23 protein-coding genes and 3 pseudogenes are annotated in these 25,096 nt (G+C 62.1%); 8 read left to right on the forward strand and 18 right to left on the reverse strand.

The annotated features are described in order from the left end of the window. The 4 genes from FJ946_RS30975 to FJ946_RS18955 all read right to left on the reverse strand — a co-directional run. The coding region (locus FJ946_RS30975) for a hypothetical protein (protein WP_210243627.1) at positions 1–232 on the reverse strand (232 nt) is incomplete at its 3' end. Next, a complete protein-coding gene (locus tag FJ946_RS18950; RefSeq protein WP_246674846.1) occupies positions 232–918 on the reverse strand; it encodes an AAA family ATPase in 687 nt (228 codons plus the stop codon). The genes FJ946_RS30975 and FJ946_RS18950, both read right to left, overlap by 1 nt. Continuing rightward, entirely contained in the window at positions 819–1,112 is a 294-nt protein-coding gene (locus FJ946_RS31190; RefSeq protein WP_246674848.1) for an AAA family ATPase, read from the reverse strand. Before FJ946_RS31190 ends, FJ946_RS18950 begins: the two co-directional genes overlap by 100 nt. Further along, the gene (locus FJ946_RS18955) at positions 1,109–2,368 is read right to left on the reverse strand and encodes a DNA repair exonuclease (RefSeq protein ID WP_140523209.1); all 1,260 of its coding nucleotides are present in this window, start codon (positions 2,366–2,368) and stop codon (positions 1,109–1,111) included. The genes FJ946_RS31190 and FJ946_RS18955 overlap by 4 nt, the downstream gene beginning before the upstream one ends. A gap of 407 nt (positions 2,369–2,775) precedes the next feature. Here FJ946_RS18955 and FJ946_RS18960 point away from each other — a divergent pair, with 407 nt between their 5' ends. Beyond that, the gene (locus FJ946_RS18960; protein ID WP_140523464.1) at positions 2,776–3,699 is read left to right on the forward strand and encodes a nucleotidyltransferase and HEPN domain-containing protein; all 924 of its coding nucleotides are present in this window, start codon (positions 2,776–2,778) and stop codon (positions 3,697–3,699) included. A gap of 57 nt (positions 3,700–3,756) precedes the next feature. Here the strand turns inward: FJ946_RS18960 and FJ946_RS18965 are convergent, their stop codons facing one another. The 12 genes and pseudogenes from FJ946_RS18965 to FJ946_RS19015 form a co-directional block, all read right to left on the reverse strand. Next, on the reverse strand, positions 3,757–4,392 hold the full coding sequence (locus FJ946_RS18965; RefSeq protein WP_140523207.1) for an AAA family ATPase: 636 nt from the start codon (positions 4,390–4,392) through the stop codon (positions 3,757–3,759). 29 nt (positions 4,393–4,421) lie between these two features. Beyond that, positions 4,422–4,639: pseudogene (locus FJ946_RS18970) on the reverse strand (3-keto-5-aminohexanoate cleavage protein); the annotation flags it as partial. Beyond that, positions 4,636–5,580 carry a 3-hydroxyacyl-CoA dehydrogenase gene (locus tag FJ946_RS18975; protein WP_140523204.1) on the reverse strand — a complete coding sequence of 315 codons (945 nt, stop codon included), beginning with the start codon at positions 5,578–5,580 and terminating at the stop codon, positions 4,636–4,638. The pseudogene FJ946_RS18970 and the gene FJ946_RS18975, both read right to left, overlap by 4 nt. A gap of 13 nt (positions 5,581–5,593) precedes the next feature. Next, complete coding sequence (locus FJ946_RS18980; RefSeq protein WP_140523201.1) at positions 5,594–6,400, reverse strand: SDR family oxidoreductase; 807 nt, start codon at positions 6,398–6,400, stop codon at positions 5,594–5,596. A gap of 453 nt (positions 6,401–6,853) precedes the next feature. Beyond that, a complete protein-coding gene (locus FJ946_RS18985) occupies positions 6,854–8,263 on the reverse strand; it encodes an amidohydrolase (RefSeq protein WP_140499610.1) in 1,410 nt (469 codons plus the stop codon). An 18-nt stretch (positions 8,264–8,281) separates the two neighbouring features. Next, positions 8,282–8,785 carry an aldehyde dehydrogenase family protein gene (locus tag FJ946_RS31465; RefSeq protein WP_281408830.1) on the reverse strand — a complete coding sequence of 168 codons (504 nt, stop codon included), beginning with the start codon at positions 8,783–8,785 and terminating at the stop codon, positions 8,282–8,284. Continuing rightward, positions 8,782–9,717, reverse strand: coding sequence for an aldehyde dehydrogenase family protein (locus FJ946_RS18990; RefSeq protein ID WP_210243625.1), 936 nt, complete (start codon positions 9,715–9,717; stop codon positions 8,782–8,784). The genes FJ946_RS31465 and FJ946_RS18990 overlap by 4 nt, the downstream gene beginning before the upstream one ends. Positions 9,718–9,751: 34 nt before the next feature. After that, positions 9,752–11,335 carry a GMC family oxidoreductase N-terminal domain-containing protein gene (locus FJ946_RS18995; protein ID WP_140499615.1) on the reverse strand — a complete coding sequence of 528 codons (1,584 nt, stop codon included), beginning with the start codon at positions 11,333–11,335 and terminating at the stop codon, positions 9,752–9,754. A gap of 79 nt (positions 11,336–11,414) precedes the next feature. Then, a complete protein-coding gene (locus FJ946_RS19000; RefSeq protein WP_140499617.1) occupies positions 11,415–13,286 on the reverse strand; it encodes an ABC transporter ATP-binding protein in 1,872 nt (623 codons plus the stop codon). Continuing rightward, positions 13,283–14,197, reverse strand: coding sequence for an ABC transporter permease (locus tag FJ946_RS19005; RefSeq protein WP_140499619.1), 915 nt, complete (start codon positions 14,195–14,197; stop codon positions 13,283–13,285). The genes FJ946_RS19000 and FJ946_RS19005 overlap by 4 nt, the downstream gene beginning before the upstream one ends. Then, positions 14,197–15,186 (reverse strand): ABC transporter permease, encoded by a 990-nt coding sequence (locus FJ946_RS19010; RefSeq protein WP_140499621.1) that lies wholly within the window; start codon positions 15,184–15,186, stop codon positions 14,197–14,199. The genes FJ946_RS19005 and FJ946_RS19010 overlap by 1 nt, the downstream gene beginning before the upstream one ends. Positions 15,187–15,243: 57 nt before the next feature. After that, positions 15,244–16,797: an ABC transporter substrate-binding protein gene (locus FJ946_RS19015; protein WP_140523193.1), complete on the reverse strand. Its 1,554-nt coding sequence runs from the start codon at positions 16,795–16,797 to the stop codon at positions 15,244–15,246. A gap of 471 nt (positions 16,798–17,268) precedes the next feature. Between FJ946_RS19015 and FJ946_RS19020 the strand changes: the two genes are divergently transcribed. The 5 genes and pseudogenes from FJ946_RS19020 to FJ946_RS31200 all read left to right on the forward strand — a co-directional run. Next, positions 17,269–18,033 carry a DeoR/GlpR family DNA-binding transcription regulator gene (locus FJ946_RS19020; RefSeq protein WP_140499625.1) on the forward strand — a complete coding sequence of 255 codons (765 nt, stop codon included), beginning with the start codon at positions 17,269–17,271 and terminating at the stop codon, positions 18,031–18,033. Positions 18,034–18,165: 132 nt separating this feature from the next. Continuing rightward, on the forward strand, positions 18,166–19,251 hold the full coding sequence (locus FJ946_RS19025) for a phosphotransferase (protein ID WP_140523191.1): 1,086 nt from the start codon (positions 18,166–18,168) through the stop codon (positions 19,249–19,251). Positions 19,252–19,260: 9 nt separating this feature from the next. Further along, complete coding sequence (locus FJ946_RS19030) at positions 19,261–20,196, forward strand: choline/ethanolamine kinase family protein (protein ID WP_140523188.1); 936 nt, start codon at positions 19,261–19,263, stop codon at positions 20,194–20,196. A gap of 221 nt (positions 20,197–20,417) precedes the next feature. Continuing rightward, a pseudogene (locus tag FJ946_RS31195) lies at positions 20,418–20,676 on the forward strand (IS110 family transposase); the annotation flags it as partial. 148 nt (positions 20,677–20,824) lie between these two features. Beyond that, positions 20,825–21,058 (forward strand): annotated as a pseudogene (locus FJ946_RS31200) (transposase); the annotation flags it as partial. 91 nt (positions 21,059–21,149) lie between these two features. Here the strand turns inward: FJ946_RS31200 and FJ946_RS19040 are convergent. Next, positions 21,150–21,746 (reverse strand): TetR/AcrR family transcriptional regulator, encoded by a 597-nt coding sequence (locus FJ946_RS19040; protein ID WP_140499631.1) that lies wholly within the window; start codon positions 21,744–21,746, stop codon positions 21,150–21,152. A gap of 123 nt (positions 21,747–21,869) precedes the next feature. Between FJ946_RS19040 and FJ946_RS19045 the strand changes: the two genes are divergently transcribed. Continuing rightward, positions 21,870–23,069 (forward strand): RidA family protein, encoded by a 1,200-nt coding sequence (locus FJ946_RS19045; RefSeq protein WP_140523185.1) that lies wholly within the window; start codon positions 21,870–21,872, stop codon positions 23,067–23,069. Continuing rightward, positions 23,069–24,226, forward strand: a complete 1,158-nt coding sequence (locus tag FJ946_RS19050) for a Xaa-Pro peptidase family protein (RefSeq protein ID WP_140523182.1) — start codon at positions 23,069–23,071, stop codon at positions 24,224–24,226. Before FJ946_RS19045 ends, FJ946_RS19050 begins: the two co-directional genes overlap by 1 nt. A gap of 6 nt (positions 24,227–24,232) precedes the next feature. On the opposite strand, the gene FJ946_RS19055 is transcribed toward FJ946_RS19050, so the two are convergent. Continuing rightward, positions 24,233–24,994, reverse strand: coding sequence for an IclR family transcriptional regulator (locus FJ946_RS19055; protein WP_181165404.1), 762 nt, complete (start codon positions 24,992–24,994; stop codon positions 24,233–24,235). Positions 24,995–25,096: the final 102 nt, after the last annotated feature.

Here is a 25,096-nt window from a genome sequence, read left to right on the forward strand (position 1 = left end):
GAGGCTGCTGAAGCGGGGTTCCTGGATCGTCGTCCGGAGAATGCAAAAGTTTCGGGACGTTTTGAGCCGTTGGAATGGCGGCGATCTTTCGATGACGGAGGCCGGCGAGTTGCTTGGCATGTCGGAGCGGCAATTCCGACGCTACCGCGATCGGTACGAAAAGGCTGGGGAAGCTGGCTTGCTCGATCGGCGTCTGGGCAAGAATTCGACTCGTCGGGTCATGATGCTGCATCAGGACGGCAGACGCGTTCTCAGGCTGGCGTCAATCTCGATCATGTCGGCGACGCTGCCCGTCCAGGTCCGTGACGGTGAAGCGATCTCTGGCAACTCGGCCAGCTGGGCTTGCTTGCGTCGGATATCGGCAAGGATCGGGATCGCGCGAAGATAATTCGCGATCGTATCGAGCCTGGCCGACAGCACCGACCGCTCGGCGATGCTGCGGTCGTAGTTTTCTGTCGCGTCCAGGCGCTCTGTCTCAAGGGTTTCGAAGGTCGACGCCAAGGTGTCGATCGCCTCCCTCCTCGACTTCAGTTCCGCAAGCCGCTTCTTGAACAGAGCAAGCTCGGTTCCGTGTGCCTGCTTGCGATAGAGCCTGTCCGCCTCGGCCTCGAGCAGGCTCAATGTATCGCTTGCATGCCCGAGGCCGGCGCTGGCCGTGAACAGCAGCTTGCCGAGGTCACCGCGCGATTCCAGGATTGATTTTCCACCTGCTTCCAGCGTTTCGTCGTCCAACGAGAACATGGTCTCGTAGGCGTCGCGCGACAGGCCGGCGAGATGGGATGATATCGCCATTTCGCTGACTGGTTGGCCAGTCGCGTTCAGCAACGAGTTGGTGCGCTGTTTGGTGCGTGTGAAAATCTGCTCCGCGCCGCCAAGTTCGAGCACCCCGCCGATGCGCATTGCGCTGTACTCGTGCACGAAATTGTAGCGGCTGCGCTCCTCGATGCCGAACAGCAGATCTCGAGATAGCCGGAAAGCACCGTCGACTTGCCGGCCTCATTCAGGCCGAAGACGACATGCAGGTCGGGACCGGATTCCGGTTTCGGCCCGAAGTCGATCGTCCTGTCGGTGAACTTGCCATAACGGATGAGATCAAGTCGCCGCAGCCTCATTGTGACCCACCGGCCTTGAGGCGGGCGGTAACAAGGTCGGCGCCGCTGGCAACCACCCTCTCCAGGAACAACTCCTGCTCAGTCTCGTCCTTGCCGGCGAAATCGCGCCCGTCAGGCGGAAAATCCGCGATCATCTTTTGGACCAACGCCCTCGCCTCGGCACGGAAGGCTTCCGAGCCGGCATCGGCGCGCATGGACTCTGCGAGCTCGAAAATCGGATCGGCGACGCCCTCGGATGTTTCGGCTGCGGGTGGCGAGACGTTAAGTTCGAGCTTCTCCACCCAGGTTTCGCCTACCTGGTCCGCGACCTGCTCAGCTTCCGCGAGCAGCAGATCCCGGTCGCGGATCAGTGCCCACGATAGAGGTGACGCCCCGGTCAGGCCGAGGCGAACCACAGCATGACGGGATCTAACGGAGGCGCGCACATCTTCGAGCGCGGATCGGACACGCTCGACGATCTCGGACCATTCCACCGTTTCGGTCACGTCGACGTTCACCCGCTCGAATTGCGCGATACTGGTGAGCCTTTCCTCGATCTCGATGGTGCGGTCGTCTTGTATCGTCACCAGGGTGACGGATTTCTCGCCGGCCTCGTTGATGTCCCTGCCCTGTGGAATTCCTGGCATCACCACGGTGCTTGCCCCGGGATGGACTTGGCGGACATGGATGTGCCCAAGCGCCCAGTAGTCGAAACCGTGGCCGTGCAGGTCAGCGACATTGCAGGGGGCATAGACGTCGTGGCCCGGCGATCCGGCCAGGCTGGTATGCATGATACCGACATTGACCGCGCCCTCGCGCGGCGCTGAGTACTTCGGGAGTAGACTGTCCGGCGCCTTGGGGCTGGCAAAGCTCAAGCCGTGGAACATGACGTCAAGCCCGCCGGCTGTCTGCAGCACGGTCTGGGGACGGCCGCCGAAGATCGTGACCGTGTCAGGGAACACCAGCTGTTTCGATATCCGCGACAGGGCGTCATGATTGCCACGGATCTTGAAAACCCTGATGCCGGCCTGATGAAGCCGTGTCATCTGTGACGCCAGGAAGCGGGCCGTTTTCATCGAAGTCTGATCGCCATCATAGAGATCGCCGCCAATGACCAGGGCATCGACACGTTCCGTGAGGCAGAGGTCAGCGATCGAGACAAACGCCTGACGGCTGGCGTCTCCGACGAGTTCGGCAAGGTCGGGGTTTCGCATCGCCAGCGAACGCAGCGGCGAGTCGAGGTGGATGTCGGCGGTGTCGACGAATCGAAATGGCATTGGAAATCTCCGGTTTGAACATACCGGTGTTCGACCGCGGCTCGACAGGGAAAATCTTAAGAAAATCCGGCGGCCGATACCGCCGCCCCCCTTCCGCATGAGTTCGCCGACATCTTCCGAGCTAGAAGTCTGTTCGCTTATTCGAGGACCGAGCGCGACGCTGCGGGACAGACCCTCCACAGATAAAAGCGCTGGGAAATGGTGGGGCAATGTATTGACGATACCCCCAACATTGCAGTGATACGTGATGAGCTTAAATCCCTCTGCAATGTTTAGGATGCTGACTTAACAACTCTTCCATTTGATGTCGCACGGTGTGCGTTGCTCAATTCGGCCGAACGAGGCAGTGTGTGGATTCGGGGCCTCGTCTCGGCTATGCACACACGATGGACGACAGATCCTTGTTTATGAAATCCAGCATCGACCACCTCCCGCCACCAAAGCAGCGCGAGCTGAGAAAGACGGTTGAGCTGCTCCTCGAGGAGTTTGAGGATGCCCTCAAGGGAGGGATGACCGACTTCAAAAAGCGCGGGCGCATTCTCAAGATCATACTTTTCGGGTCCTATGCACGTGGTGGCTGGGTCGACGAGCCGCATACCAGGAAGGGCTACCGTTCGGATTTCGACCTGCTTGTGGTGGTGAACAATCGCAAACTGACCGATTTTGCCGGCTATTGGCAGACGGCAGCAGACCGGTTGATGCGCGAAATCAGCACGCCAGTCAGCTTCATTGTACATTCCCGCCGGGAGGTGAACACTGCCCTCAGGGAGGGTCAGTACTTCTTTGTCGACATCCGTCGCGAGGGAATTGTCCTCTACGAGCTCGACGAAGAATCGCTGGCGCATCCGGCACCTACGAAGCCGGCCGATGCATTCCAATTAGCAGCCGAACACCTCGAAGACAGGCTGCCGCACGCCCGAGTATTTGCAAAGACAGCTGGATTTCTTCTCAGCGAATCCAATTTCAAGGAAGCGGCCTTTCTCCTTCACCAATCAATCGAGCAGGCCTACGCGGTGTTGTTGTTGGTTCTAACAAATTACAGCCCTGCCTCTCACAACGTCAAATTCCTTCGCAGCCTCGCTGAAGATCAAGCACAGGAACTTGCCGAAGTTTGGCCCCGCGACCAGCAGCGTTTCGTAGCTTGGTTCAACGTCATCAACGAGGCTTATGTGAAAGCGCGCTATTCGAGGCACTTCGAGATCACTCGCGAAGCGCTCCAGTGGCTTGCCAAGCGGGTCTCCGAGTTGATCGATCGTATCGAAATGATCTGCCGATCACGGCTTGAAAAATTGAGGAGCGAGGCAAATACGGCTGATCAGCAAGCGGGCTAACTTCGCGATTGCACCAATTCCGGTGTGATGTTCGGAATTATCTGTCGTCGTCCGAATTTAAGTGGGGCTGCCCACGTCGTGTGCGAAGTCGTTTCGGCACTCGTATAGAACCTTGAGCACATCGCTGCCGCACGACATGCCGCGAAGCGTGGTCTCTATCCGGGGAAGACGAATGCTGCCGAAGCCGCTGGTACCCGCAGCGCAATTCTGGAGGAGATGGCACAGCGCGCGAAGGGAGGTGTTTTGCCCGTAGGTGGCGATTGCCACGTAGGCGTCGGCTCCTTCAACGTTGTGTTCGGCGTCAATCCTCAAGCAGTCCTCCCGCGTCGGCTGCCCGATCTCGAAACGCATGCCGATACGGCTTTCGATCTGATCCATAGCATGGGTATCACGCCTCGTGCCCGCTAACCGATGAGTGTTGCCGGCGAGCAGTAAAGCGAAGCCGCATCGCTCCTGAAGATGCAGCAGCTCCCGCAAAACAGTGGGTGTGAAGTTCTGATATTCGTCCACCAGCAACGGGCGCGTCGGGCCGTATCGGGCGCCCAAAAAATTCATGCAATCCTTCGCAAGATCGTATGTGTGCTTGCTGTCCCTTTGGACGCCGTAGGCGTCGTGCAGCATCAGGAACATCGGCCTGATAGCCTTGGTATGCTGCGCAACCTCACAATAGGCAGCTCCGCTTTGGGCGGCTATCCAGTTGAGCGCTACAGTCTTTCCGAGTCCTCGGGTGTCTGGTCGGGCTTGCCGGTTTCCGGGTCTCGCGCGTGCAAATGCAGGATCGCGGCACCGGCCTCGGCCGCGGCGATCGCCTCCGACGCGATCTGGTCCGGTGTGATCGGCAGGTAGGGCGACATGGTCGGGGTGTGGATCGCCCCGGTCACCGCACAGGTGATGATGACCTGGTCGCCGTCGCGCCGGGCTTGCGGCTGGTTTCTTTCATTGTCCGAACTCCTGATCCGATTTTTTCTTGTGTGCCGCCAGCGCCATCAGCCGGCGATCCCGCCAGACCTGCCGGTCACCCAGTTTTTTCCTTGGCAGGCGCTTGCTGCGCTCGGCCTCGACGGTTGCCATGACCTCGCCCGCCCAGTCGACCCGGCGCAGCATCTGCGGGAAGATGTTGGAGTAGATGCCCTGGTAGCGATCGACATAATCGCGCACGCCGCCGGGCGCATTGAGGTCGATGGTCTCGAACGGCCCCATGAATGACCAGCGCAAAGCCAACCCGTCGCGGATGCCGATGTCGACATCCTCGACGCTGGCATAGCCGTCGACGAGCCGGAAGGCTTCCTCAAGCAAGGCGCCCTGCAACCGGTTCATGATGAAACCGTCGAGCTCGCGCTTCATCACCAGCGGCGCATGACCGGCATCGATAAGGAAGGCGCGGGTTCTTTCCAGCGTCTCAGCGGACGTCCATGGCGCTGGCACCACCTCGGCCGCCGGAATGAGGTAGGGCGGATTGATCGGATGCACGACCAGGCAGCGGTGCCGCCCCTGCAGATGGTCGGTGAACTTCGACGGCAACAGCGCCGAGGTGGAACTGGCGATCACCGTTTGCGGGCCGGCCAGACTGTCGATCAGGGAGAACACTTCCCGCTTCACATCGAGGTTTTCAGGCGTGTTCTCCTGGACATGGATTGCTCCAGCCAGCGCCTCCTCCAGTTCGACCGCGATGGCGATGCGGCCAAGCACGGTGTCGACGGACTGCCCACGCAGCAGGTCGTTCGAAGAAAGATCGCCAAGCACGCCTTCTATGTAGTCGCGCGCGCCGCCCGTCGCGGCGGGCGACTGGTCCCACATCCGCACGTCATGGCCGGCGCGAGCGAAGCTGATCGCCCAGGCCCGCCCAATGAAACCGCTGCCGACAATCGCAACCTTTGCCATGGATCGGCCCTCCTCAGAGCGTTTCGACGTTGCCGTCGACGCCGAGCGACTGCCCGGAAATGTTGATGCCGGCGTCCGACAGCAGGAAGGCGACCATCGACGCGACATCATAAGGGCTGGTCATGCGACGCAGCGAAATGTTTTGGAGATAACGATCGGTCATCTCCTCGTGGCTGATACCGACCTGCTTGGCGCGCGCCGAGATAACACCTTCGATGCGGGGTCCCTCGATGATGCCGGGCAGGATGGCGTTGACCCTGATGCCGTGCAGCCCAAGCTCCTTGGCGAGGCTTTGCGTGAAACCGATGACACCGCACTTGGCCGCCGAATAGGGCGTGCGGAACGCATAGCCGTGGCGGCCAGCCGCCGACGACATCGACACGATCGAGCCCCCGCCCGCCGCCTTGATCAGCGGCACGGCGCGCCGGGCGCACAGGAACTGGCCGGTCAGGCAGATGTCGATGCAGCGCCGCCAGTCGTCCGGATCGATCTCGTCGACACCGCCTGTCGGCCCGGCAATGCCGGCATTGTTGATCAGCGCATCGAGCCCGCCGAGTTCTTTCTCGACCGCCTCGAACAGCCGGTCGACGTTATCGTCGCGCGAGACGTCGGCCTTCACTGCCGCGATCAGGTCGATCTTGTCGGGCGCAGCGGCGAGCGCTTCGTCGGAAACGTCGCAGACAACGACGCGGGCGCCGAGCCGCGACAGCGTGTCGGCTATGGCAAAACCGATGCCCCCCGCACCCGCTGTCACCAGAACGCGCTGGCCTTTCAGCCCAGCCAGAAATTCGTTTGCGGAGTATGGCGCGCTCGAACTCATGATCGTCCCTCTGACAAGCTCGGCCGGAAATGATACACCCGGCGAAAAGTGACGACCGTCAGCACTTGGGCGGACGAGTTGCTTGAGCGTAAACCGGAACGGCAGGTCACAGTCGCTCTCGCCAACAAGGTAGGACGGATCGATAGCGCGTGAGGAAAGCTACCGCGCGCCGCACCCTTGAGGATGACCGACAGTCGCACGAAAAGACGTCCCCTTTCGGCAGGAGAGAACGACATCAGTGATGGAGATCCGGGCAACCCGAGGATCGGGAGAAGTGATTCAAAGCCCATCGCAGTGCAACAGCTTGATGAGGGCCGATCAACCGTCACTATCACGGGATCGTTCACACATCTTCCAGGAGAAATCCCATCTTCGGGCAAAGTATGTCGCTTCGCTCCAGCGGTTCCTTTGATTAGGACGACAAAGATGAGCACGATGCCCGGCATCATACATCTAGCCGTCCAACGGGGGCGCGAGGTGGGGCGGCAGGATCTGTACTGCGGGATCGCGCGCCAACCTTGCTGCATGTTCCTCCTTAGCTGAAGCTAGCAGATCGGGGTGGCTAAAGAGGTCCGCCGCCGTCGCCGCCAGCGCTTTGGCAACATGGATCATGCCCTTGTGTGCATGTGGCGATTTGCCCTGCGCCGTTACTTGCCATGTGTGCAAAGGCGTGCCGATGGCATAGGTCGCGCCATATGCCTGCACGGTCGGTACGGCCCAGCTCACATCGCCGACATCAGTCGATCCAAGCATCTGCTTGCCACCGGAAGCGGCGCCGACGATACCGTCGCTGAGAGCGCTGTCACTCTCCTGAAGCCGGAACATCGCATAGGCTGATTGGATGTGCTCCCTTGTCAGCGTGGCCTGGATCTGCCCCGCGAACGCTTGGTCAGCCGCATCGAATTCCGGCGGCCCCAGCATCTCGAAATTCTGCGCCATCGCTCCCTCCATAACGCGATTGCCAAGCAGGCTGTTCATCGCACAGACAAAGCGCGACTCCACTTGTGTCTCGCTCATCAGCGCTGCACCCTCCGCGATGCGCTTGACCCGCTCGACTAGCATCAACACCTCGGAGGCTCGCGGCGACCGAACCATGTAGCGCACAATTGCGGCCGCCTGCACGATGTTCGGCGCCGGACCGCCCGCATTGAGATAGGCGTAATGAACCCGGCAATCGGAGGGGATGTGTTCGCGCAGATAGTTGACGCCGACGCTCATCAGCTCAACGGCGTCGAGCGCGCTGCGGCCGAGATGCGGCGAGCCCGCAGCATGGGCGGACCGTCCAGTGTAAGAAAAATCAAGGATCGCGTAAGCGAGCGAGGCCGGCTCCATTACGCCCGCGAACGAGAAGGGGTGCCAGGAAAGCGCCGCGTCGACGTCAGCGAAAACCCCGTCGCGAACCATAAACGCCTTGCCCGATCCGCCCTCCTCGGCCGGGCAGCCATAATAGCGTACACGCCCGGGCAGGCTGTTCGCGGCCAGCCAATCCTTCGTCGCCGTAGCGGCGAGCAGTGCGCCGGCCCCGAGCAGATTGTGTCCGCAGCCATGTCCCGGTCCATTGCCGGAAAGACGCCGGTGTTCCGCTACGCCGGCTTCCTGGCTTAACTCCGGCAATGCATCGAACTCGCCGAGGAAGGCGATGACCGGGCCGCCTTCGCCTGCCTCGCCCATGATGGCCGTCGGCATGCCGGCAAGGCCGGTAGCAACTCGGAAGCCCTGATCGTTAAGCGCCTTCAGATGCTCGGCCGACGACCGATGTTCCTGATAGTTCAGTTCGGGCGTTTCCCAAACCCTGTCGCTCAGTTCGATGAAGCGCCCGGCCTGACCGTCGACATGCATCCATATTCCATGGCCGTTGCTCATTATCGCTCCGGAACTCCCTCAGACTGCGACAGTCTTGTGCTCGATGTAGTGATTGATGGCTTCCGGGCCGAACTCGCGTCCCACGCCGCTTCGCTTGAAGCCGCCAAAGGGGGAGAGCAGGTCCGAGGCCGCGTTGTTGATCGTCAGCCCGCCGCTGCGGATGCGGCGGGCGATCGCCAGACCCTGGTCAGTATCGTTCGTCCAAACCGAACCGGAGAGACCGTACTCCGACTCGTTGGCGAGCCGCACTGCCTCATCCACCCCGTCATAGGGGATGACGCAGACGACTGGGCCGAAGATCTCCTCCTGGGCGATGCGTGAGTTGTTGTCGACATTGGCAAAAACCGTCGGCTTCACGAAGGCGCCGTGATTGATGCCTTCCGGCATTCCAAGGCCGCCCGTCGCAAGTTCCGCGCCGCTTTCCAGCCCAGACTGGATGTAGTCACTGACCCGCTGGCGCTGGCGCTCGGCAGCAACCGGACCGAGGAAAGTTTGCGGGTCGGCCGGATTCCCGATCTTCATACCCGTAACATTGTCCACCAGCGCCGAGGTGAAGGCATCGTGGCGCCGGCGCGATATGAGTTCCGAGTCTGCGCAACGCAGACCTGGCCGTTGTTCGGAAACGAGCGGTAACGCAGCGCCTCGACCGTTTCGCCGATATCCGCGTCGTCTAAGACGAGCGCCGCGGACTTGCCACCCAGTTCTAGGCTGACTCGCTTCAGCTGCGCACCGGCGAGGCTGGCGATGCGGCTTCCGGCGGCGGTCGACCCGGTAAAGCCGATCTTGTCCACTCCCGGATGCGTGACGAGATACTCGCTCACTTCCCGGTGCGCTACCAGGATGCTCAGCACGCCGTCCGGCAGTCCGGCTTCGCTGAAAAGTTCGCCCAGATATTGGCCGTCAATCGCCGTCTCCGGCGCCAATTTCAGAATCACCGTGCATCCGGCAAGCAGAGCCGGAAAGAGTTTCGCTAGCGCGACCTGATGCGGTGCATTCCAGGGGATGATGGCGGCAACCACGCCGACTGGTTCGCGGATCCAGATGGACGTCCCTTTCGGGAAGCCCTCGCGCTTCACTTCCCAGGGATAGTGTTCGGCCGCGGTCAGATAAGCCTGGCCCTGATCACGGATCAGGGCCTGGATCGCCGCGGCGAACCACGCGGGAGCGCCCATTTCTGCCGTGACCAGTCGGGCAAATTCCGTGGACCGCGCCTCGTAGAGGTCGGTGAATTTACGGATGACCGCGATGCGCTCGGCTACCGGCATGCGCGGCCACGGCCCTTCGTCGAACGCTTTGCGCGCCACGTCGACGGCAAGGTCGATGTCCGCCTGTGCGGCGAGCGGAGCCGTGCCGACCAGGCTGCCGTCGTAGGGCGAACGAACTTCGATGGACTCCGGGCCGAGCGGGTCGACGCGCCTGCCGCCGATGAAATTGTGCTTGAAATTCCTGGTCATTGCCCGTCTGGCTCCTGTTCCGGCTTGCCTGGGATCAGGGATGGATGAGATCCGCCGCCCGCTCGCCGATCATGATTGCAGTCGCGTTGGTGTTGCCCGCGATGTGGCGCGGAAAGATCGAGGCATCCGCCACCCACAGCCTCTCGGTGCCGCGCACGCGCAGTTCCGGCGTCACCACCGCCTTATCGTCGATCCCCATCCGGCAGGTCCCGACCGGGTGAAGGAAGGGGACCGTTGCCTTGCGCACATACTGCTCCTCCGCATCGCGGCCGGCCCCCTCGGGCGGCACGTCGATCAGCTCGCGCACGTGGTTTCCGAATGGCGGCGTCGAAGCAAGGCGGCGAATCCAGGCCAGTCCGCGTAGAACGCAGTCCAGGTCGTCTGGGTGGTCGAGGAGCCGCGGATAAATCGCGAGCGGCGTGCGCGGATCGCTGCTGCGTAGTTCCAGACGGCCAGTACTCTTGGGGTAATTCACGTTCGCCAGAATGGTGACGAGATTGCGCGTGGGGACGCGCAGGCGTCCGCTTTCGCTGAAATAGCCGAACGGGAAGAGGTGGAACTGGAGGTCGGGCACCTCCTGCTCGGGTGTGGATTTGAGGAAGGCGAGCACCTGCGCGGTCGGCACGCTCAGCACGCCACTGCGCGACAGCGCCCACTGCCCGGCGGCGCGCAGCCGGCCCAGGGCCGACGCATAGGCATTGCCCGTCTTGACGTCCATTTCGGCGCGGACATAGAGGCCCGGATGCTCCATCAGGTTGCGCCCGACGTCGGGGCTGGCGACGCGCACTTCGATGCCATGGCGACTCAGTTCGGCCGGATCGCCGATGCCCGAAAGCATTAGGAGCTGTGGCGAGTTGATGGAGCCTGCAGACAGGACCACACCGCGGCGTGCTGTTGCCCGGATTGTCTTGTCCCCGCGCATGATGTCCACGCCCGAGGCCCGCTTACCCTCCATGACGATACGCTCCACCAGCGCGTCGTCCATGAAGGTCAACTTATTGTCCTTGAGACGTGGGAGGACGAAGGCGTCGAACGCCGAATGACGCAAGCCCCCTGTCGTGGACCCTTGATTCCAGGCGACCCCTTCATGCGAGCTCCCGTTCAGGTCCGGGTTGCGGGGCACGCCGGCATTGACGAAGCTGTCAATGAATTTCTGCGATAGTGGGTGTTTCCAGCGCAGCGATGAAACCCGGAGCGGACCCATCCCGCCGCGGTGAGAATTGTCCCTGTCGTCGTCCGCCGTCTCCATCTTGCGGAAATAGGGAAGCACGGAGGCCCAGCCCCATCCCTTGTTTCCCAGCGCCTCCCAAGCGTCGTAGTCGCCGGCCGCGCCACGAATGAAGATCATCCCGTTGATGGCCGACGAACCACCCGGAACCCGCCCGCGCGGCCAGGCTTCCTGCAGTCCGTTACGGCTCGGATCAGGCTCGGTGACGTAGTTCCAGTCGTACCGGTTGTTACCGATCGTATACATGAGCGCGGCCGGTACGCGCGTCAGGTGGAGCTTCTCGCGCTTGCCCGCTTCGAGGAGAAGGACGCTCGCACCCTTTTCGACAAGCCTGGCGGTGAGCGGTGAACCCGCACTGCCCGAACCTACGACGATATAGTCGAATTCCATGATACGCTTGCCTCATCGGGATTGCGGGGCACCGCGCCGGGGTCAGGGGCGCCCAGGACGGTCAGGGACTGCGCCGCTGTTACGGGCCGCTCAGATCGACCGCCGGCATCAGCCTTGGCGCCGACAAGCCGGCCTCGACGAGATGGCACGCGGCGTAATCCACGTCGCTTCGTTTCAGCAGCGCCGGATCCTCCGTGACGCAGCGGTCAAAAGCGAACGGGCAGCGTGTGCGGAAGGTGCAGCCGGAAGGAATGTCGATGGGGTCCGGCGGCTCGCCTTCAAGGAGATAGGTCGCCGTGTCGTAGGGCTTGTGCTCGATCGCCGGAACCGCACTGAGCAGGGCTCGCGTGTAGGGATGGCCGGGATCGAAGAACGTCGCCTCGTTGCCGGCGAGTTCGGCGATGCGACCGAGATACATCACGGCCACGCGATTGCAGACGCGGCGCACCATGCTCAGATCGTGCGAGATATAGATGTAGGTCATGCCGTGGCGGGCCTGCAGACGCTCGAAAAGATCGAGCAGCTTGCCCTGTTCCACTTGGTCGAGTGCCGACAGCGTCTCGTCGAGGATCAGGAGTTCCGGGTCCAGCACCATGGCGCGGGCGATGTTGACGCGTTGCCGCTGGCCCGCACTGAGCCCTACCGGCAGTTTGTCCGTCAGCTCGGGGCGCAACCCCACCTCGTTCATCGTGTAGGCGACCTTCTCGCCGATCTCCTTGGCGCTCATTCCGCCATGGATGCGCAGCGGTTCGGCGATCGTCCGGCCAATGGCCAAATGTGGCGGGATGGCGTTGTAGGGATCCTGCAGCAGCAGCTGGAACCGACGGCGCAGATCAAGCAGCTTCTTTCGGCCGAGATGCGCGATGTCCTGGCCCTTGAACAGGATCTGGCCGCGATTGGGTGCTTCGAGGCGGCTGAGTAGACGCGAAAGCGTCGACTTCCCGCAACCGGATTCGCCTACGATGCCAAGATTATCGCCTTTGTAGACGTCGAACGAGACGCCCCGGACGGCCTGGACAACCCGGTACGCAAACAGCCTCTCACGGTCCTTGGTTGCGTAGGAACGGTAGACGTCGCGGACCGAAAGGATGATTTCGCGTGTGTCGTCCTTGGCCAAGCCCGGCGCGGCGGTGACCTGCTCGGCGCCCCAGATGCGCGGCACGCTCTTGATGAGGTTGCGCGTGTAGTTGTGCTGGGGTTCGTCGATCAGTTTACGGGTCTGCTGGCACTCGACCACGCGGCCATCGGCGAGCACGAGGACGTTGTCTGCGATCTCGTTAACCACACCGAGCGCCGAGGAGACGAAGATGACCGCCGTGCGAAAATCGCGCTGGAGATCCCTCAGTAGGCGAAGAATCTGGGCGGCGACCGTCACGTCGAGCGGCTGCGTGATGTTGTCAGCGACGAGCAGGTCAGGGTTGGTGACCAGGGCATCGACAATCAGCACGCGCTGCATCATCCCGCCGCTGAACTGGAAAGGAAATTCGTGAAAGCGCTGCGCCGGGGAAGGAATGCGGACCGCGTCGAGGACACGAAGCACGCGCGCCTTGGCTTCCGCAGTCGAAATGCCCGGCTCGACGGCGCGCAGCTTCTCGATGATCTGCTGTCCGACCGGGATGGTCGGATCGAGTGCGCTGCCAGGGTCGGAGCCTATATAGGCCACCTTGCGCCCTCGCAATCTCTGCATCTCGGCGGGCGCGAGATCGAACAGGTTGCGGCCATGGTAGGCAATCGTCCCGCCGGTCACGACCAGCGGCGGGCTTATCCAGTTGACGAGTGCGCGCGACAGGACGGTCTTACCCGAGCCGCTTTCACCGATGATGCCGAGGACCTCGTCCTGGGAAACCGAGAGATTGACGTCCTGAAGAACAGCGCGCCTTGCGCCGCCTGGCAACGCTAGATCGACCGACAGGCCCGAAATCTCGAGAATGCTTACACTCTCCCCGCTCATAGGACACCTTGGAGTAGCTTGTTGCGGGAGCGCTCAAGGGCACCGCCCATGAGGTTGATGCTGCACAGCGATATCGCCAGCAGCAGGCCGGGAATGGTGGTGATCCACCACGCATTCAGGAGATACTTGGTGCCGTCGGCGATGATCGTCCCGAATGTAGGCGTGGGCGGCTGGATGCCGATGCCGATGAACCCGAGGATGGCTTCGAAGATCATCATGCGCGCGACGTCGAGCACGGCGACGAATGCGATCGGGGGCAGGATGTTCGGCGCGATATGCACCAGCAGTATCCGGACGTCCGATGCGCCGAGGATCTTGGCGGCGCGCACATATTCCTTGCGCCGCTCGGACATGGTGACGCTACGCGCCACGCGTGCGTAGCCTGGCCAGCCCGCGAGGATGAAGACGAGGATGACCGTCAGCGGCGTCGGCCGCGTCACGCCGAGGATGGTGATGGCGAGGATGATCACCGGGATCGACATCTGCGCATCCGTGATGCGCATCAGGATCAGGTTGGTCCAGCCGCCGACATAGCCGGCCACCATCCCGACCGCCGAACCTAGAACGAACATGCCGATGACGCTCGTAATGCCGATCATCAGGGCGTTCCGCAGGCCGATCAGCGATCGGGCTAGAAGATCGCGGCCCAACTGGTCGGTCCCTATGAAATGAGGCCAGACCGAACCTTCGGCAGGCCAGGGCGGCGAGAACTTGAGGCCGACGTTGAATTTCGTCGCGGAAAGGCCGAGCAGCCCCGGCGCGGCGACCGAGAGCAGGATCACGGCGATGAAAATGACCGCCCCGACCCGGAACTCCGGCGTCTTGAATGCTTGAAGGAAGATATTAGCGCCGAGGCTTCGGGCTTTTGGGGGAACGCTGACTTCCGCGTCGACGATGGTGTGTTCGGACATCAGTACTGGAGCCTTCTGTCGATCGTGGTCGATGCGAAATCGACGAGGATGTTCACACCGACGAGCCCGGCGCAGGCGAAGATCGCGATCGCCTGGATGATCGGGAAATCGCGCTGGAACACCGCATTGATCATGAGCAGGCCGATCCCCGGATAGTTGAAGAGGTATTCGACGACGAACAGCGAGCCGAGGATCAGGCCGACCGCCTGGATGCCCAACACGTTCAGAAGGGGTATCCCGGAGTTACGCAGAACATGCGCCGAGATCATGCGCCGTCGGGTCAGCCCGCGGATTTGGCCAACATAGACATAGGGCTCGAGGAGGTTGGAGGAGACCGAAACCGAGAGCGACCGGACGATGATCGGAATCAGTTCCACCGCCAGGACCAAGGCCGGCAGGATCGCATAGGTCCAGTTCTCGTAGCCGATTGCAGGTAGCCAGCCAGTCCTGGCCGACAACAAATAAATGAACACCAGTCCGAGCCATACATTGGGCAGCGAGACGAGGACCGAACTCAGGTAAAGCGCGAATCGGTCGGGCGCCCTGCCCGCGTTAAGGCCGGCCCAGATGCCGAGCGGAACCGCGATCGACAGTGAGATCAGGAAGGCCAGGCCGGCCAGCAGCAGGCTGTAGGGCAATGTCGCGCCGATCAGATCAATGACCGGCGCCCGGTTGCTGGCATCGAAGGTCGATTCGCCGCGCGAACCTCCAGTGCTGCCGCCCTGGGCGCTGCGCACGAAGGATCGGCCGAAATCGCCGCGGACGATCTGGGTCATATACCGCCCGAACTGGACGATTATCGGATCCCGGAGGCCGAGCTCCTTGGCCGTCTGCTCCGCCACGGACTGCGAAACCATCGGGCCGAGCATCAGCCGCACGGGGTCGCCGGGCACCACGCGCAGCAGGGTGAAGATCAACAGGGCGATGCCCGCCACAATGATCACGCCTTGGGCAAGACGGCGAACGAAGAAGTCTATTGCAAAAAGCATAACGGCAGGCTCACGAAGGAGCAGCGCCGCCGGATGGCGACGCTGCTGGGCCAAAGGTTAGACGAGATCCGCCTTCGACAGGTCGATAGGTCCGTAGGGCAGGTAGACCGCGCCTTCAAGGTTCTTGGCGGCGCCGTGGAAGGTGAGCGCAGAGAACAGTGAGAAGCTTGGGACTTTCTTGGCCATCGTCGGGAAGGTTTCCTCGGTGAGGATCTTCAGCCGCTGTTCCGGATTGGGCGCGTTGCGCTCCTTGTCCAGGACCGCGTCGATCTCGGGATCATTGATGCCCGAAATCAGCGCCGCGCTGGAGTGCCAGTTGGGCCGCAGGACGAGGTCCGGCTCAGGCGACGGCGTCATCCAGCCGACGTCGCACATATGGCCCTGGCCCTGACCGTCGGCGCGGCGATAGATCGCCACTTCCCAGGCCGCTGGCTCGAGCACCGTCAACTGCACGTTGAAGCCCTGCTCCTGGAGCATCGCGGCGATCAGTTCGCCATACTCCTTGGTCTTGGGATAGAAGCCGATCGAAGTGATATATTCGAGCTGCGGCAGCCCCGCCCCGTTCGGGAAGCCGGCTTCGGCCAGCAGACGCTGCGCTTCCTCGGGATTGTAGTCTGGATATCCCTTGATGTCGGTGAAGCCGAACTTCATCGGGGAGACGTAACAGCTTGACTCGAGCGCCGCTTCGCCCATCAGTTCGAGGATCTGCTTGCGATCGATCGAATGGCATGCCGCCAGGCGGATGCGCGGATCGTCGAAGGGCGCCTTGTTGCAGCGAAAATGCAGATATTTGTTCTCGGTCGTGAGACCCTTGCGAGTGGTGACCTTCGGATTTCCGGCGAGCGATGCGTACTGTTCCGGCTCGAGACGTTCGGCGATGTGGTACTGGCCGTTCAAGAGGCCGAGAACCCGCGTGTTGGCATCCGGAACATAGGCATAGACGACCTCATCGATCTTCGGACGCCCGCCGAAGAAGTCGTCATAGGCGTGAAGAATATTTTTGTCGCCGTTGGTCTCGACATACTTGAAGGCGTTCGTGCCGTTCGGACGCTTTTGGAGAATCTTCGGATCAGCAACATCCTTCGCCGAGAGGATCGGGATCACGCTTGAAATAAACCACCAAGCCGATGCCGGATAGCCGTGCTTCTCGGTGTGCAGTCGCACCGTAAGGCGATCGACAATTTCGACATCGACCTTTCCGGGGCAAAAGGAAGCCGCCGGGCGGGCCGGGTCGCAGGAGTATTCGAGCGTCGCCTTTACGTCCTCGGCGCTGAATTCCTTGCCGTCGTGAAATTTCACGCCGTCGCGCAGCTTGAACTCGAACGTGTTGGTGTCGATCAGCTTCCAGCTTTCCGCCAGCGCGGGTTCGAGCAGGTCCGCCTCGCCGTCCCGCATCGGGGCACGCGTCAACGCATTGAAGACGAACTTTTCGAAATTGCCCTGACCAAGGGTCGTGTGGGAAGTCGGATCCCAATTACCCGTGACGGGCCCCATCGACGCGAGCACGAGTGACTTCTTGCCCTGCGCATTGGCCGGCACCGCGAGCTTGCCGAGCACGCCGGCCACGCCAAGCGCGCCCGCGCCAACCATAATGTCTCTACGCGTAATCATTGATCCTGTTCCCCTTTTTGTATCGGCGGTTGTTTTGCCGATGTGCGGTTTAGTTTTCTAGGACCCGCTCGGCGCCGGCCCGTTGAACTCCATCCTTCGACCTGCAGCATGGCACTTATTCGCCATTGCCAGACGAGCCTTCCAAATCCTGACTGGACGCCAGATCCATCCTCAAACCGATCCAATTTCTCAAAACACACAAATCGGTCAAAAACACCAATATCGACACATTTGCCTGTGGTCAAGCGCGGCTTGGCCTACTCTCGGCGAGTGCCCAGTCCCGAACAGGTCTAAATCTCAAGGCTGTTAGACCCTAGGACTGTTGAGCGACTAAGACGGATTTGACTGGTTTGAGCATGTCGACTAGCTTGGCGCCGGGATTTTCGGTCTTCCGGCATCTCGCAGTGTTCGACGTGCTCGGGGATATGTTAAGTCCGGAAAGACCCAAATGGTCACAGGCAGATTCGGTCCATGAGATTTTCTGAGTTTCGCCAGGAAAAAATCCTGGAAATACTGCGCGCGAATGAGCGCGCGAGTGTCAATCTGCTCGCCGATCGCCTCGAAGTCAGTCCGGAATCCATCCGGCGCGATCTGCGTCTACTCGAAACAAATGGCTTGGCTCGGCGCGTCTACGGCGGTGCGGTACTGACGCCAAAAGAGGGGGACAAGCCGTTTGGCGAGCGCAGCCGGGTCAATGCGCCGGAAAAAAACTTGATCGCCGAAAGGGCTGCCAGCCTTATCCAGAACGGTATGAAGATCTTCGTCAGTTCGGGAACCACTACGCTGGCCTGCGTGAAGCACCTTGACAAGCATGCAGACCTGACGATCTTCACGAACTCCATCGCCATTGCGGCGCATTTTTTCTCCCACGGCTGGGGCACCAGTGTCCGCGTGCTCGGCGGTCCGATGGTGCCGGAATATCAGGCCACATTCGGGCATTCTACCATTACCGCGCTGAAAGGGCACAGGTTCGACCTGGCTTTGATGGGTGCCAGCGCCGTCCATGTCGATCACGGCTTCATGGGCTTTGGTGAGGACGAGGTTGCACTGCACGATGAGGCGAGGCGTCAGGCCGGCACCACCGTCATGGTAGCCGATCGATCGAAGTTCGGACGCTTCGGCTCGGTTCGTGCATTCGGCCTTGCCGACGCCCAACATGTCATCACCACTAAGGGTGTCGGCGAAGAATTCGTCCAGCGCTTCGCCGAACTGGGCGTCGACCTCATCCGCGTTTAAGTGCATCTCGGCGCCGATAGGCACGTCGGCACTTTACTCACGCCCGCATAGATATAGCATTGCGTTTCCTGCTGGCGCGCCTGTCCCCCGCTCCCTTTCGTGGACGGGCCGTCGCTGGTCGGTTGTGCTTGCTTGGATTACAAGGGTTCCGCTGGCTTCATGGAAATTGGTCTGTCGCGAAAGGGTATGGATCGCCGCATCGGCCCGATGGACATTCATCGTCTCCCGTCCGCAACAAAAGAAGTCCGTTCCCTTTTTGCGGATGACCTCACGGCGCCGGCCGACCTCTGTCTTGTGACGCCCGACGAGCCCGCCTGCTCTGGTGCCGGACCGCAGCTGTGCAGATCGGCACAGGAGATGGAGCCGGGCATTCTCGTCCCGTCGCATCGTGGCGTGGACAGCACCCGCCTGCTTCTGTCGGTCGATGGCCAGCATCCGTCGCTCCTGCTCAAAACCATTCAGCCCGACCAGCGCCGCTTCATCGATGCGGCCGCATCCTTCGATGCGCAGCGCAAAGCGGCCGGCCTCGGCTGCGCGCCCAAGATCCTTGCCATCGATGCGCGGCGCGCGACCTGCATCATGGAATATCGCGACGGCTGGGCGACCGCCCGTGTCAGCGACCTGAAAAAGCTGGACGTCCTCAATGAGGTGATAGGTGTTAAGCGCAGGGTCCACGGCGGACTGCGCTTCACGATCCCGGTGTCGCCGTTCGACCGGATCCGCGCGCTGAAGCAGGAATGCGATCGGCTCGTGGCCCAGGCTCCTCCCGACCTTCCGGTCCTGTTCGAGCAGGTTTTGCGCTTTGAGCGCATGATCGCCGCATCGGGGGTCGACAGTGTGCCCTCCCATGCCGACGGCCTGGCCTCGAACATCCTCATCGGGCCGGATGGTCGCATCGAGCTCGTGGACTTCGACGGTGCCGGCAACGTCGACCCCTATTATGAGATCGGGATCCTGATCAACGAGGTTTTCGAAGACGAGAAGGACTTCCTCCCGGCCCTCGAAATGTTCGAAGGCACGCCGAGGCCGGCAAGTCTCCGTCGCGTGCGTCTCTACGCGATCGCCGACGATCTCGCATGGGGTCTCTGGGGTCTCGTGATGGACGCCACCTCGCAGCGCAAGGATGTCGAGTTTTACCGCTACGGGTTCTGGCGCTTCATCCGCTGCCGCGCCGCGCTCGGAAGCCTCGATTTCGGCTCGTACGCCCGAATGCTCTGAGAACCCTTCATGGAACGGAAGTGCGGAGAAGGCCAATCGGCCTCCGAACTGGCATTGGAAACAATGCTTTCCTTGGTACCCCCATGGCAGGGCAAAGACATCTTTTACCGGCCAATCTTCGGGGGCTTTAGCAATTCTAACTGGCACGTCAGGATCGGAGGTGAGCGTCAGACGTTTTTCCTTAAGATGCCAGGCCCCGGGACCGAGAAGTTTATCGATCGGAGCGCTTCGCTCGAGGCCGGCAGGCGCGCGCACGAACTTGGCATCGGGCCTCGGATCTATAGTGATCTCAGCGACCGCGGCGTGGAAATCAGCGACTTTGTAGAGCGGTCTCGTCCCTGCACCACCCGCGACTTCCACTCCGCCGAGATTAGGGCGCCCACTATTAACTTGTTCCGCACCTTCAACAATTCTGCCCCGCTTCGCTTAACCAAGACCCTGTTTGACATGATCGATGAACATATCGTTCAATTGCGTGAGCTCGGGGCGGCATTCCCGCACGATTTTCCTACCATTCACATGAAGTACCGCACCGCTCGCGCCGCGCTGGAAGCGTCAGGACTGGACATCGTTCCTTGCTGCAACGATCCGGCACCAGCTAACTTCCTGCTGACTGAAGACAGGATCCTGATCGTCGACCTCGAATACGCGTCGAACAACGACCGCTGCTGCGATCTCGCCACCTGGTGTGGGGAAATGGTCCTGAGCGACGTGATGCAGGATGAGGCGATCGAATGTTATTTCGGTCGCGTCGAAGCCAGCACCAAGGCGCGCATGTTTGTCTACCAGATGCTGGGCGACTTGAAATGGTCGCTGTGGTGCATGGTCCAGAACATTACCTCGAGCATCGACTTCGACTTCTACAAATACGGCGTGTGGAAGCAGATGCGCCTGCGCTCGACCCTTCAGAATCCATATTGGGACCGCGCCCTCACGTCCCTGTAGGAGCCCGCCAGCTTCTGGCTCGAGGCTTCCCTTGCCATTCGAGGATTGTTGCTACATCTGGGCAGTGGAGGCCACCGGTGGAATGACTGCTTTCTGCGCTGAAAGCAGACCGTCAGCTTCGTTGTTGGCCACAACCGCGGGAGCCTCGGGTTTGCGCAATGTTGCGAGTGCCAACGCCGGAGGAGGAAGACCGTGGCCGGTTGAGCAGAGTGGGCAGATTAATTAATTGCGAGCAGGGAGTCTCGAAGTCCGGCAATCCTAGGCTCCGGCCGACGCTTGTCTAGGTTGCGTGGGTCTGGGTGCCCCATCAACCCAATTCGCACTGAGCCAGTGGTTCAGGGCGCGAGTCATCCCGAATGGTGGCCGGTGCAAGAAGGCGGCATGGTCGCCCTCGCTCGGAAACTGTTTGTTGCGCTGTGGAAATACGTGAATTCCGGAGTCGTTATAGAAGGAGCTCTCCTGACGAAACCATCAGCATAGAGTAACCGCCCGATTGTCACCGCCTATTCCTAGAGCGCCTCCGAGACGCCTTCGACGCCGGCCAGCTTCGCTTCTTCAGCGATCTCGCTAGCCTGGCCGACCCTGCTACTTTCTGCGCCCAACTGGCTGGACTGAAGCGGATCGAGTGGTCGTTTACGCCAAGCCCCCGTTCGGCGGTCCAAAACAGGTCCTCGCCTACCTTGGTCGCTACACCTACCGCGTCGCCATCGCCAACAGCCGCCTCGTGAGCCTGGATCATGGAGTTCTGGTCAGCTTCCGCTGGAAGGACTATCGCCACCACGACAAGTCCAAGCACAAGCTCATGACCAAGATCACACTTGCGGGGCTGATTAAGCCAGCAACCGAGAATGTCTCAAGGTAAGCCGAGCAGACGACCAATTCTTCAGACAGAATGTCAGAGGAAGCGAGGCTCACTGCTATAACATGGGGTTTCACATTGTCGTTTCGGTGAGTCAGATTTGGATCATCCGTATCAGGCTGCGATAGGTCTTCTCCAACGCGTCAAAGCCACCTTCGCCCAGTGTAATTGGCGCGGCGTTGTCGGCGATCGCCGCGAACAGCAGCGCGGCGTCGCCGGGCACGACATTCGGCGACAACTCGCCGCGCCGGCCCGCCGCCGACAGCGCGCCGGCAAACAACGCCGAGAGCTCCGCGCTGAAATGGCCGAGCATCTTCTGGCCGTCGGCATCAAGGAGGTCGGCATCCTGCCGCAGCCTCGAAATCAGGCTCCAGTTTTGCCCTTCTGTGCCGGCTGGGTTGAAATGCCGGAAGCGGGCGCGGCTGTAGGCGATCATCGCCTCGACCTGCTCCTCGAGGCTTGACCCCTCATGCGACCAGACAGCCCGCAAGCCGCTCAGCGTCGCCTGCATGTAGTCGTCAAGCACCTCGTCGACGAGCGCCTGTTTGTTGCCGAAATGATAGTGGATGTTGGCGCGCGTCGTGCCGAGCGCCGCCGAAATATCCCCGAAGCTGGTGCCGCGATAGCCGTGGCGCACCAGAAGCTCCAGCGCCGTATCCTTGATCGCCTGTCTGGTGTCGGTCTCGTCCATGCTTCCATCATAGCCAAATGCGTTGGCCGTGGACGCCGAAGCTTTGCTGCATCCCCAGCATTTGACGGAACACTGACTTGCAGGTAAGTAAGTAGAAAATCAGCGGGAGGATACGTGGTGCGGATGCGGACATTCAGCGATATCGAAGGATCGGCGCCGCAGGCCGTCCGCGCCGGTGACCTGGTCTTCATCGGCGGGCTGATGGCGACGGACGTCAGCGGCAATATCGTCGCAACCGGCATAACGGGTCAGGCGCGCGTCATTTTCGATCGGCTGGCGGCCCTTCTCGCCCAGGCCGGCGCCGGCATGACCGATGTGGTCAAGCACAACATCTATTTCAGTTGCAAGGCCGATGCCGTGGGCGCCTTGCTCGACGAACTCGATGCCGTGCGCGCCGGCTGTTTCACCGCTCCCGGCCCGACCACCACCGAAATCCGCTGCGGCCTCGACCGCGAGGGCGCGCTGCTGATGGTCGACGCCTGGGTGGTGATCGGCGGCAAGCGCGAACTGCTCGACCCCCCGGGTCACTGGCGCTGGCGCAGGGAGCTGCCCTTCGTCCATGGCTGGAAGGTCGGCGACATGCTGTTTGTCGGCGGCCAGCGCTCGCTCGATGCCGAAGGCAATGTGCTCGGGCTCGGCGACATCGAGGTGCAGACCGACGAGGCCTTCCGCAACCTCGACACCATGCTGCGGTCGGGCGGCGGCGACCGCCACAGCCTGATGCGCCAGAACACCTATTTCCGCTTTTTCGGCGAAGGCCGCGAGGTCACCGACTACTGGGAGAAGATGACCAATGTGCGCCGCCGCTACATGTCGGTGCCTTCGGCGGCCGGTGCCGGACTGCGCATCCAGGGCATGGGCAATGCCGGCGAACTGATCCAGGTCGAGGGCATCGGCATGCTCGGCGACGACAAGCAGCGCCTGCAGCCGGCCAACCATTGGGACTGGAGCATTCCCAACACCCAGTTCACGCAAGGTTGGAAGATTGGCGGGCTCGCCTTGATCGGCGGCCAGATCTCGGCCGACAACAAGGCGCAGGCCGTCGGCGACGACATGGAGACGCAGACCCGCAACGTCTTCGAGTTCATCCGCCGCACGCTGGCCGAAGGCGGGCTCGACGAAAGCGACGTCGCCAAGCTCTATATCTACTATCACGCCGAAGGCAGCTGGGCCGGGATCGAGGCGACGCGCGCGGTGATTGCCCGCGTGCAGCGCGAATTCTTCCCCGAGCCCGGTCCGGCGGTGACTGCGATCCGCGTCGCCGGCTTTGCCTTCGAGAACCTGCTGATCGAGATCGAGGCGATGGCGGTGACGCGAGGCTAATGTCGAAACACGATTTCACCGCCGCCGAATTCGCCGATCGTCTGGCGCGTGTCCGCGCCGCCATGGCCGCACGCGACCTCGACTGGCTGATTGCCGTTCACCCCGCCTCCATCCATTGGCTGACCGGCAGCGACGCCAAGAGCTACCAGGAATTCCAATGCCTGCTGGTCGGCGCGCGCAACGAGCCGCTCGTCGTGCTGACACGCCAGGGCGAAGTGCACGAATTCGAAACGGATTCAGCTGCCGACGAGGTGCATGGCTTCGGCGGCGGCGAGAACGAGGATCCGGTCGCGGCCTTCGCCGACGTGGCGCGGCGCCACGACGTGCTAGGCAGGCGCGTCGGCCTCGAAGTGCCGGCCTACTATCTTCACCCACATCATTGTCTCGGCCTTCGCGCCGTCATCGGCGATACCTTGCTTGCCGAGGCGACGGAACTGATCGCCGGCCTGAAGCTGGTGAAGTCGCCGGCCGAGATCGCTTATATCAGGCGCGCGGCGGCCCTTGCCGACCTTGGCATGGAGCGTTTTGCCGGCGAGTTCGCGGCGGGCCTGTCGGAACTGGCGCTGGCCGGCACCATCCACGAGACCTTGCTGCGCAACGGCAGCGGCATCGCCGCCAGCCCGATCAACCTCGTCTCCGGCCCGCGCTCCGCCTACAGCCACGGCGCGCCGACCGCGCGCCGGCTTGAACATGGCGATTTCGGCAATCTCGAATTCGGCGCCACCTTCAACCGCTACACAGCCACCATCGGCCGCAATTTCGCGCTGGGCAAGCCGACGCCGCGCATGGCCGAACTGCACGACATCGTGCTGCGCGCCGGCGACGCCATGATCGCGGCGATTCGCGACGGCGTGCCGGCAACCGTGCCGCACCAGGCGGCCCGCGCCGTCATCGGCGAGGCCGGGCTCGAAGCCTGCCGTGTCCACACGTCCGGCTATGCGCTGGGGCCAGGCTTTCCGCCGAGCTGGGCCGAGCCGCTGCACATGATCGGCGACAGCCCGCACATGCTGAAGGCCGGCATGGTGGTCACCATCGAGCCGCCGGTCTATATCGGCGCCGAAGGCCTTGGCGCCCGCATCATCGACAATGTGCTTGTCACCACGGCCGGTGCGGAGGTGCTGTCCCGCACGCCGCGCGACATCATCGTCGCGGGCTGAGCCTCCCTACCCTCCAAGCTCATGCGCGATCTCGGCACAAGCGAGCTTCAGCCGCGCCAGCATGGCCTCGAAATTGGGCGCGGCGCTGCGTCGGCTGACCGCCGCCACCGTCACGCAGGCCACGGCGCGCCCGTCGCCGGCGATGATCGGACAGACGACGTCGGTCACGCCGATGATGTCGCGGCTCTCGTGGATGATGGCGCCGCGCTCGCGCACCGCGTCGAGTTCGGCGGCGAGCGTCGTCGGGTCCGGCGGCTCACGCATCAGCATCAGGCATTCGGCGATCATCCGGTCACGCACGGGCTTGGGCTGGAACGCCATCAGCACCAGGCCGGAATGGGCATCCGCCAGCGGCCGGCGATAGCCGAGCTTGAGCGAGAAGTTCATGTCCGCCCCGCCCGATGCCGCCGCGATGATGACGGTTTCACCGCGATGCGCGACGACCAGATGCGCCGCCTGGTGCACCTCCTCGGCGAAGCGCTCGACGATGGGGGCCGCCGTGCTGACCAGGTCGCGGGCGCGCGCCGTCTGCATGCCAAGCCCGAACAGCTTGTTCGACAGCATCAGCCCCTCGCCGCCCTCATCGCGCTGGAGGTAGCCGCGCGCAAGCAGCACATGGACCATGCGGAAGATCTCGTTCTTCGATCGCCCCAGTTCCTCGGCGATCTGGCGCGTGCCCATGCGCTGGCCGGCATTGGCCAGCAATTCGAGGATATCCAACCCCTTTTCCAGGGCCGGCGCGCTGTAATTCAGCTTGTCGTCCGTCATTTGCATCCGCTTCATAGATGACGCTTGACGTCACATATGAAGCGACGATAGCGTGGTGTCCAGCAAATCCGAGCGGAAAATAGCGATCTGCCTGGAGTTGCA

This window comes from Mesorhizobium sp. B2-4-7 (assembly GCF_006442685.1).
Lineage (GTDB): Bacteria > Pseudomonadota > Alphaproteobacteria > Rhizobiales > Rhizobiaceae > Mesorhizobium.

Bases quoted from the DNA above. Each gene is read 5' to 3' on its own strand.
- FJ946_RS31190 (WP_246674848.1), bottom strand. From the start codon at position 1,112: ATGAGGCTGCGGCGACTTGATCTCATCCGTTATGGCAAGTTCACCGAC.
- FJ946_RS18955 (WP_140523209.1), bottom strand. From the start codon at position 2,368: ATGCCATTTCGATTCGTCGACACCGCCGACATCCACCTCGACTCGCCG.
- FJ946_RS18960 (WP_140523464.1), top strand. From the start codon at position 2,776: ATGAAATCCAGCATCGACCACCTCCCGCCACCAAAGCAGCGCGAGCTG.
- FJ946_RS18975 (WP_140523204.1), bottom strand. From the start codon at position 5,580: ATGGCAAAGGTTGCGATTGTCGGCAGCGGTTTCATTGGGCGGGCCTGG.
- FJ946_RS18980 (WP_140523201.1), bottom strand. From the start codon at position 6,400: ATGAGTTCGAGCGCGCCATACTCCGCAAACGAATTTCTGGCTGGGCTG.
- FJ946_RS18985 (WP_140499610.1), bottom strand. From the start codon at position 8,263: ATGAGCAACGGCCATGGAATATGGATGCATGTCGACGGTCAGGCCGGG.
- FJ946_RS31465 (WP_281408830.1), bottom strand. From the start codon at position 8,785: ATGAAGATCGGGAATCCGGCCGACCCGCAAACTTTCCTCGGTCCGGTT.
- FJ946_RS18990 (WP_210243625.1), bottom strand. From the start codon at position 9,717: ATGACCAGGAATTTCAAGCACAATTTCATCGGCGGCAGGCGCGTCGAC.
- FJ946_RS18995 (WP_140499615.1), bottom strand. From the start codon at position 11,335: ATGGAATTCGACTATATCGTCGTAGGTTCGGGCAGTGCGGGTTCACCG.
- FJ946_RS19000 (WP_140499617.1), bottom strand. From the start codon at position 13,286: ATGAGCGGGGAGAGTGTAAGCATTCTCGAGATTTCGGGCCTGTCGGTC.
- FJ946_RS19005 (WP_140499619.1), bottom strand. From the start codon at position 14,197: ATGTCCGAACACACCATCGTCGACGCGGAAGTCAGCGTTCCCCCAAAA.
- FJ946_RS19010 (WP_140499621.1), bottom strand. From the start codon at position 15,186: ATGCTTTTTGCAATAGACTTCTTCGTTCGCCGTCTTGCCCAAGGCGTG.
- FJ946_RS19015 (WP_140523193.1), bottom strand. From the start codon at position 16,797: ATGATTACGCGTAGAGACATTATGGTTGGCGCGGGCGCGCTTGGCGTG.
- FJ946_RS19020 (WP_140499625.1), top strand. From the start codon at position 17,269: ATGAGATTTTCTGAGTTTCGCCAGGAAAAAATCCTGGAAATACTGCGC.
- FJ946_RS19030 (WP_140523188.1), top strand. From the start codon at position 19,261: ATGGAACGGAAGTGCGGAGAAGGCCAATCGGCCTCCGAACTGGCATTG.
- FJ946_RS19040 (WP_140499631.1), bottom strand. From the start codon at position 21,746: ATGGACGAGACCGACACCAGACAGGCGATCAAGGATACGGCGCTGGAG.
- FJ946_RS19045 (WP_140523185.1), top strand. From the start codon at position 21,870: ATGCGGACATTCAGCGATATCGAAGGATCGGCGCCGCAGGCCGTCCGC.
- FJ946_RS19050 (WP_140523182.1), top strand. From the start codon at position 23,069: ATGTCGAAACACGATTTCACCGCCGCCGAATTCGCCGATCGTCTGGCG.
- FJ946_RS19055 (WP_181165404.1), bottom strand. From the start codon at position 24,994: ATGACGGACGACAAGCTGAATTACAGCGCGCCGGCCCTGGAAAAGGGG.